Below are 5,147 nucleotides of genomic sequence, written 5' to 3' on the forward strand. Positions count from 1 at the left end.
AGAGCCTCACACACAAACTTCCTGACACCCTCTTACTTAACCCCGTAGCGTGGACAACCGTCTTTTTTTAGTGATGCGTCACAGCACCAGAATCTTTGAAGGAGGCCTATCCGAATTGACTGAGCAGACCACCGCCACACCCCAGCCTCCAGCAGAGGACAAGCTGGTCACACCCGCCTTCGCCCTCGCGTGGGTCATTAACTTCACCCAGTACCTCGCCTTCTACATCCTGGTCACGACGATGGCCCTCTACGCGGTGAAACAGTTCGCCGCCTCGGATGCGGCGGCGGGTTTCGCCTCCAGCTCCTTCGTCGTCGGTGCCACGGTGGCGCGCTTGTTCTCCGGCTACCTCGTGGACGCCTTCGGCAGGCGTCGGGCGCTGTGGATCTCACTGGTCGTGGTTGCGGTCAGCAGTGTGGGCTACCTGGTGGAAGGTTCCTTCTGGGTGCTGATCCTGGTGCGCATGCTGCACGGTCTGAGCTACGCGATCGCCTCCACGGCGGTGATGACCACCGCCCAGCGGGTGATCCCGCCGGCTCGCCGCGCGGAGGGCACCGGCTTCTTCGCTCTGGGTAATACGCTCTCCACGGCGCTGGGCCCGGCCTTCGGTCTGTTCCTGGTCGGCCAGTTCAGTTACCGCGCGTTGTTCACGACGACGATCGTGGTTGCGGTGGTCAGCCTGGTTCTCGGCGTCCTCCTGGGAATGACGGCGGGGGAGCGCGCCGCGGCGGAAGAATCCCGCGGTGGGGAACGGCCGAGCTTCCACGCCTCCGATATCGCGGACGGCCGGGTGGTGCCGATTGGTGTGTTCATGCTGATCGTGGGCGTGAGCTACTCGGGTGTGATCACCTTCCTGATGAGCTATTCGGAGCAGCGGGGGACGCAGACGGGTGCCTCGGTGTTCTTCCTGGCTTATGCCGCCGCGATGTTTATTTCTCGTTTCTTCCTGGGGCGTATTCAGGATGAGCGGGGCGATAATGCCGTGGTGTACTTCGGCGTGGCCATGTTCATCCTGGCGTTGGTGGTGCTGGCGCTGGCGGGTAATGACGCGCTGGTGATCGTTGCTGGTGTGTTGAGTGGTCTGGGTTATGGGACGCTGATGCCCGCCTCGCAGGCTATCGCGGTGCGGTTGGTGGATGCCTCGCGGCTGGGCACCGGCATCTCAACCTTGATGTTGCTGGTTGATGTGGGCGTGGCCTTGGGGCCGATCTTCCTGGGATCCCTGATCAGCGCGACGGGGTACTCGGCGATGTACCTGCTGCTCGCGGGGCTGGTCGCGGTGGCTGGGGTGTTCTACTTCTTTGTCCACGGGCGGCGGCCGCAGGCGAAGCAGGGCTATGCCGACGCTTAGCTTCCTATCGCTGGTGGGCTAGCGTTAGTTGATATGGCACATGATGGTGGAGAGTTAACGCGGGGGCCAGGAGCACGAGGGGAGTCCGGCGGGGAGCAAGCGCTGGTGGCTGGTGGGGAGTCGAGCTCGGTGGCAGGACAGAAGCCCGATGCGGGAGCTGAAGAAAAGCCGGGCTCGGCGAATGCCGAGAAGCCTAGCTCGGCGGTAGCCGAGAAACCGAAGGTACCGCAATCGATCTGGGTGCTGGTCGCCGCGGCGTTCATCATCGCGCTGGGCTATGGGCTGATCGCGCCGATCCTGCCGCAGTTCGCGCAGTCCTTCAACGTGGGTGTGGCCGCGGCTGGCGCGGTCATCAGTATCTTCGCTTTCTCTCGCTTGGCTTTCGCCCCGGTTTCTGGGCGGTTGGTGGATCGCCTGGGCTCGCGGCGGATCTATCTTTCGGGTCTGCTCATCGTGGCGTTGACCACCGGCCTGGTCGCGTTCGTGGGGGAGTACTGGCACATCTTGCTGCTGCGTGCGGTCGCCGGTATTGGTTCCACGATGTTCACGGTCTCCGCGATGGGGCTGATCGTGCGCTTGTCCCCACCGGAGATCCGCGGGCGCTGCTCCAGCCTGTACGCCACCGCCTTCCTGCTGGGTAATGTGCTGGGGCCAGTACTTGGCGCGCTGCTGACGGTGCTGGGGATGCGGGCGCCCTTCGCGATCTACGGCGCGGCGGTGTTCCTGGCTGCTGTGGTGGTGTGGTGGCGCATGCCCGCCTCGGTCGGGGTGCGCCCCACCGAGGGTGGGCGGCCGACCACCCCGATGCGTTTCCGCGAGGCGTTCGCGGACTCCGCGTACCGCAGCGCCCTGGTTGGTGGCTTCGCCAATGGGTGGCTGAACTTCGGCGTGCGCGTGGCCACCCTGCCGCTGCTGGCCGCGGCCATCTTCGAGTCAGGCGCGGCCTATGCGGGGCTGGCAATGGCCACCTTCGCCGCGGGCAATGCGGTGGTGCAGCAGTTCAGCGGGCGGGCTGCGGACCGGGTGGGGCGCAAGCCGCTGATCCTGGTTGGCTTGCTGGCCAATGGTGCGTTCACCGCGGCGCTGGGTTTTTCGGACCGCGTGTGGTCGCTGTTGCTGCTCAGCGTGCTCGCGGGAGCGGGGGCCGGGCTGTTCAACCCGGCCCAGCAGGCGGTGCTCGCGGATGTGATCGGCGCGGAGCGCTCGGGTGGCCGGGTGCTCGCGAACTTCCAGATGGCGCAGGACACCGGTGCGATCCTGGGGCCGATCATCGTGGGGCTGCTGATTCAGTGGGCTGGCTTCCACGCGGGCTTCCTGGCCTGTGGGGTGGTCGCGGGGCTCGCGGTGGTGGCGTGGTGCTTCGGGAGGGAGACGCTGCGCAAGCCGAGCTCGGTCTCCGCGCTCTAGGGGCGAGCGGGCCTGCGCCCGGCCGTAGCGATGCGGTGGGGGGGAGCGGAGATGCCGGGGATCAGGGGTACTGGGGGATAGACAAGAAAAAGCGGGGCCCGAGGGTGATCCTCGGGTCCCGCTGGGGCTCAGGCCGACTGTTGAGCCGGGCAGAGCGGCAGATTACTTGGTGAACTGCTTGGCGATCTTCTCGATGTTCGCGACGAGAGCGGAGATGGAGCCGAGCAGAGCCACGACCGCGGCGACGGCGCCAGCGATATCCTTGAACTTCTTGCCGAAGGTGGTCTTCTCCTCAGGCACCGGGTTGCCCTTGGCGTCGAAGACCGGAACACCGTTCTTGTAAGCCTGCTGGGTGCCGTCCTGCCAGCCGAAGATCTCGCGACCGAGGTCGCGGTCAGAGGAACCCTTGGCCTCATTCCCGCCCTTGTTGGAGGAGCCGGCGGTCTGGCCAGCCTCAGCGGTGACTTCGGTACCGACCTTGGAATCCTCAGCGACGGCGACGCCGTGGGACAGAGCGACGGAGGAAGCAGCTGCGAGTGCGATGATGGTCTTCTTCACGAAGAATCCTTCCCGGCCCCTGATGTCGAGGACCGATTGTGTCAATGAAGTGTGAGAACGATCCGGCGCTGAATCCTCATGCACCACCGGCTCCCCGGTGCTGCCACGAACCCGGCGAAAAATTTTCGACCACGTCCAGCGCGTACGCAGCAAAGTATAAGCGAAAGATGATAAAAAACAACCGCTATTTTTATTTCTTTCCAGCTTTTCGTGCAGTTAGCCGGTAAAGCCCCAGCCCGCGCCCGAAAAATGGGTCTAAAAGCGCGCTCAATGTGCGGAAATTCACAATCCATCACCCTGGGGGTTGGTTGAACCCATAGCACCTCGACGGCCAAGATTTGGGAGGCCAGCCAGCCTGTGCCATAATGTGCAGGTTGCCTCGCGCGGGCACGCTTCGGCGTGCGCGCACAACCGAGGCAAGGACCGCGTGCGTGAGGGTCGGAAATCCCGCGCACACCAACTACTAGGTTCTAGGAGACTCTAAAGTGCTTCAGCAAGAATCGCGCGTGCGAGTAGCTGACAACTCGGGTGCCCGGGAAATCCTGGTCATCCGCGTGCTCGGCGGCTCCGTCAAGCGCAGCGCTGGCATTGGCGATGTCGTGGTTGCAACCGTCAAGGAAGCAGCCCCAGGCGGCACCGTCAAGGAAAACGAAATCGTGCGTGCAGTCATCGTCCGCACCAAGAAGCCAACCCGCCGCCCAGACGGTTCCTACATCTCTTTCGACGAGAACGCAGCCGTCATCATCAAGGCCAACGATAACGACCCACGTGGTACCCGTATCTTCGGCCCAGTCGCTCGTGAGCTTCGCGAGAAGAAGTTCATGAAGATCGTTTCTCTTGCTCCGGAGGTGCTGTAAATGAAGATCCGCAAGGGCGATACCGTCATTGTTATCTCCGGCCCGGACAAGGGTGCTAAGGGCAAGGTCATCGAGGCCTACCCGAAGCGCGACAAGGTTCTTGTCGAGGGCGTCAACCCCATCAAGAAGCACGTAGCCAACTCCGCCCCTGAGCGTGGCGCAGAGTCCGGCGGCATCGTGACCCAGGAGGCACCGATCCACGTCTCCAACGTGATGGTCATCGACTCCGACGGCAACCCGACCCGCATTGGTTACCGCTTCGAAGACGGCAAGAAGATCCGCGTATCCAAGCGCAACGGGAAGGACATCTAAGGATGAGCGACAACTACACTCCTCGTCTGAAGGCTCAGTACCGTGAGGAAATCCGGGAAAAGCTGCAGGCCGAGTTCAACTTCGACAACGTCATGCAGATCCCAGGCGTGACCAAGGTTGTCGTCAACATGGGCGTCGGCGACGCTGCACGTGACTCCAAGATGATCAACGGCGCAATCGCTGACCTGACCGCAATCACCGGCCAGAAGCCGCAGGTCCGCACCGCGAAGAAGGCAATCGCTAACTTCAAGCTGCGCGAGGGCATGCCGATCGGCGCCCGCGTCACCCTGCGTGGCGACCGCATGTGGGAGTTCCTGGACCGCCTGCTCACGATCGCCCTGCCGCGTATTCGTGACTTCCGCGGCCTCTCCGACCGTCAGTTCGACGGCCACGGTAACTACACCTTCGGCCTCTCCGAGCAGACCATGTTCTACGAGATCGACGTGGACAAGATGGACCGTCCGCGCGGTATGAACATCACCGTCGTCACCACTGCCACGAACGACGAAGAGGGCCGCGCACTGCTGCGCCGCCTCGGCTTCCCGTTCAAGGATAAGGACGGCAAGATGCAGCAGGCTGACTAGTTTCTAGTCTTCTGTAGCACTCTGGCAGCGCCCCACCGATCACGGTGGGGCGCTGTTGCTATCTGGGGGGGGGAGGGG

At 63.5% G+C, this 5,147-nt stretch carries 6 protein-coding genes; 5 read left to right on the forward strand and 1 reads right to left on the reverse strand.

The genetic code is table 11. The features are described from left to right. Positions 1-73 precede the first annotated feature (73 nt). On the forward strand, positions 74-1,351 hold the full coding sequence (locus HMPREF3088_RS02645) for an MFS transporter (protein WP_141759420.1): 1,278 nt from the start codon (positions 74-76) through the stop codon (positions 1,349-1,351). A gap of 129 nt (positions 1,352-1,480) precedes the next feature. Beyond that, positions 1,481-2,758, forward strand: coding sequence for an MFS transporter (locus HMPREF3088_RS02650; RefSeq protein WP_168167035.1), 1,278 nt, complete (start codon positions 1,481-1,483; stop codon positions 2,756-2,758). Between the two features lie 162 nt (positions 2,759-2,920). Here HMPREF3088_RS02650 and HMPREF3088_RS02655 read toward each other — a convergent pair whose 3' ends face one another. Then, positions 2,921-3,316, reverse strand: coding sequence for a hypothetical protein (locus tag HMPREF3088_RS02655; RefSeq protein ID WP_070758298.1), 396 nt, complete (start codon positions 3,314-3,316; stop codon positions 2,921-2,923). 485 nt (positions 3,317-3,801) lie between these two features. On the opposite strand from HMPREF3088_RS02655, the gene rplN reads away from it, so the two are divergent. Genes rplN through rplE form a run of 3 tightly spaced genes read left to right on the forward strand, consistent with a single transcriptional unit; the run spans position 3,802 to position 5,069 of the window. Beyond that, on the forward strand, positions 3,802-4,173 hold the full coding sequence (gene rplN, locus HMPREF3088_RS02660; protein ID WP_070758299.1) for a 50S ribosomal protein L14: 372 nt from the start codon (positions 3,802-3,804) through the stop codon (positions 4,171-4,173). Continuing rightward, the gene (gene rplX / locus HMPREF3088_RS02665) at positions 4,174-4,485 is read left to right on the forward strand and encodes a 50S ribosomal protein L24 (protein WP_070758300.1); all 312 of its coding nucleotides are present in this window, start codon (positions 4,174-4,176) and stop codon (positions 4,483-4,485) included. Between the two features lie 2 nt (positions 4,486-4,487). Next, a complete protein-coding gene (gene rplE / locus HMPREF3088_RS02670; RefSeq protein ID WP_012359598.1) occupies positions 4,488-5,069 on the forward strand; it encodes a 50S ribosomal protein L5 in 582 nt (193 codons plus the stop codon). The last annotated feature ends 78 nt before the right edge of the window (positions 5,070-5,147 follow it).

Origin of the sequence: Corynebacterium sp. HMSC22B11, assembly GCF_001815965.1 — a bacterium.
Lineage (GTDB): Bacteria > Actinomycetota > Actinomycetes > Mycobacteriales > Mycobacteriaceae > Corynebacterium.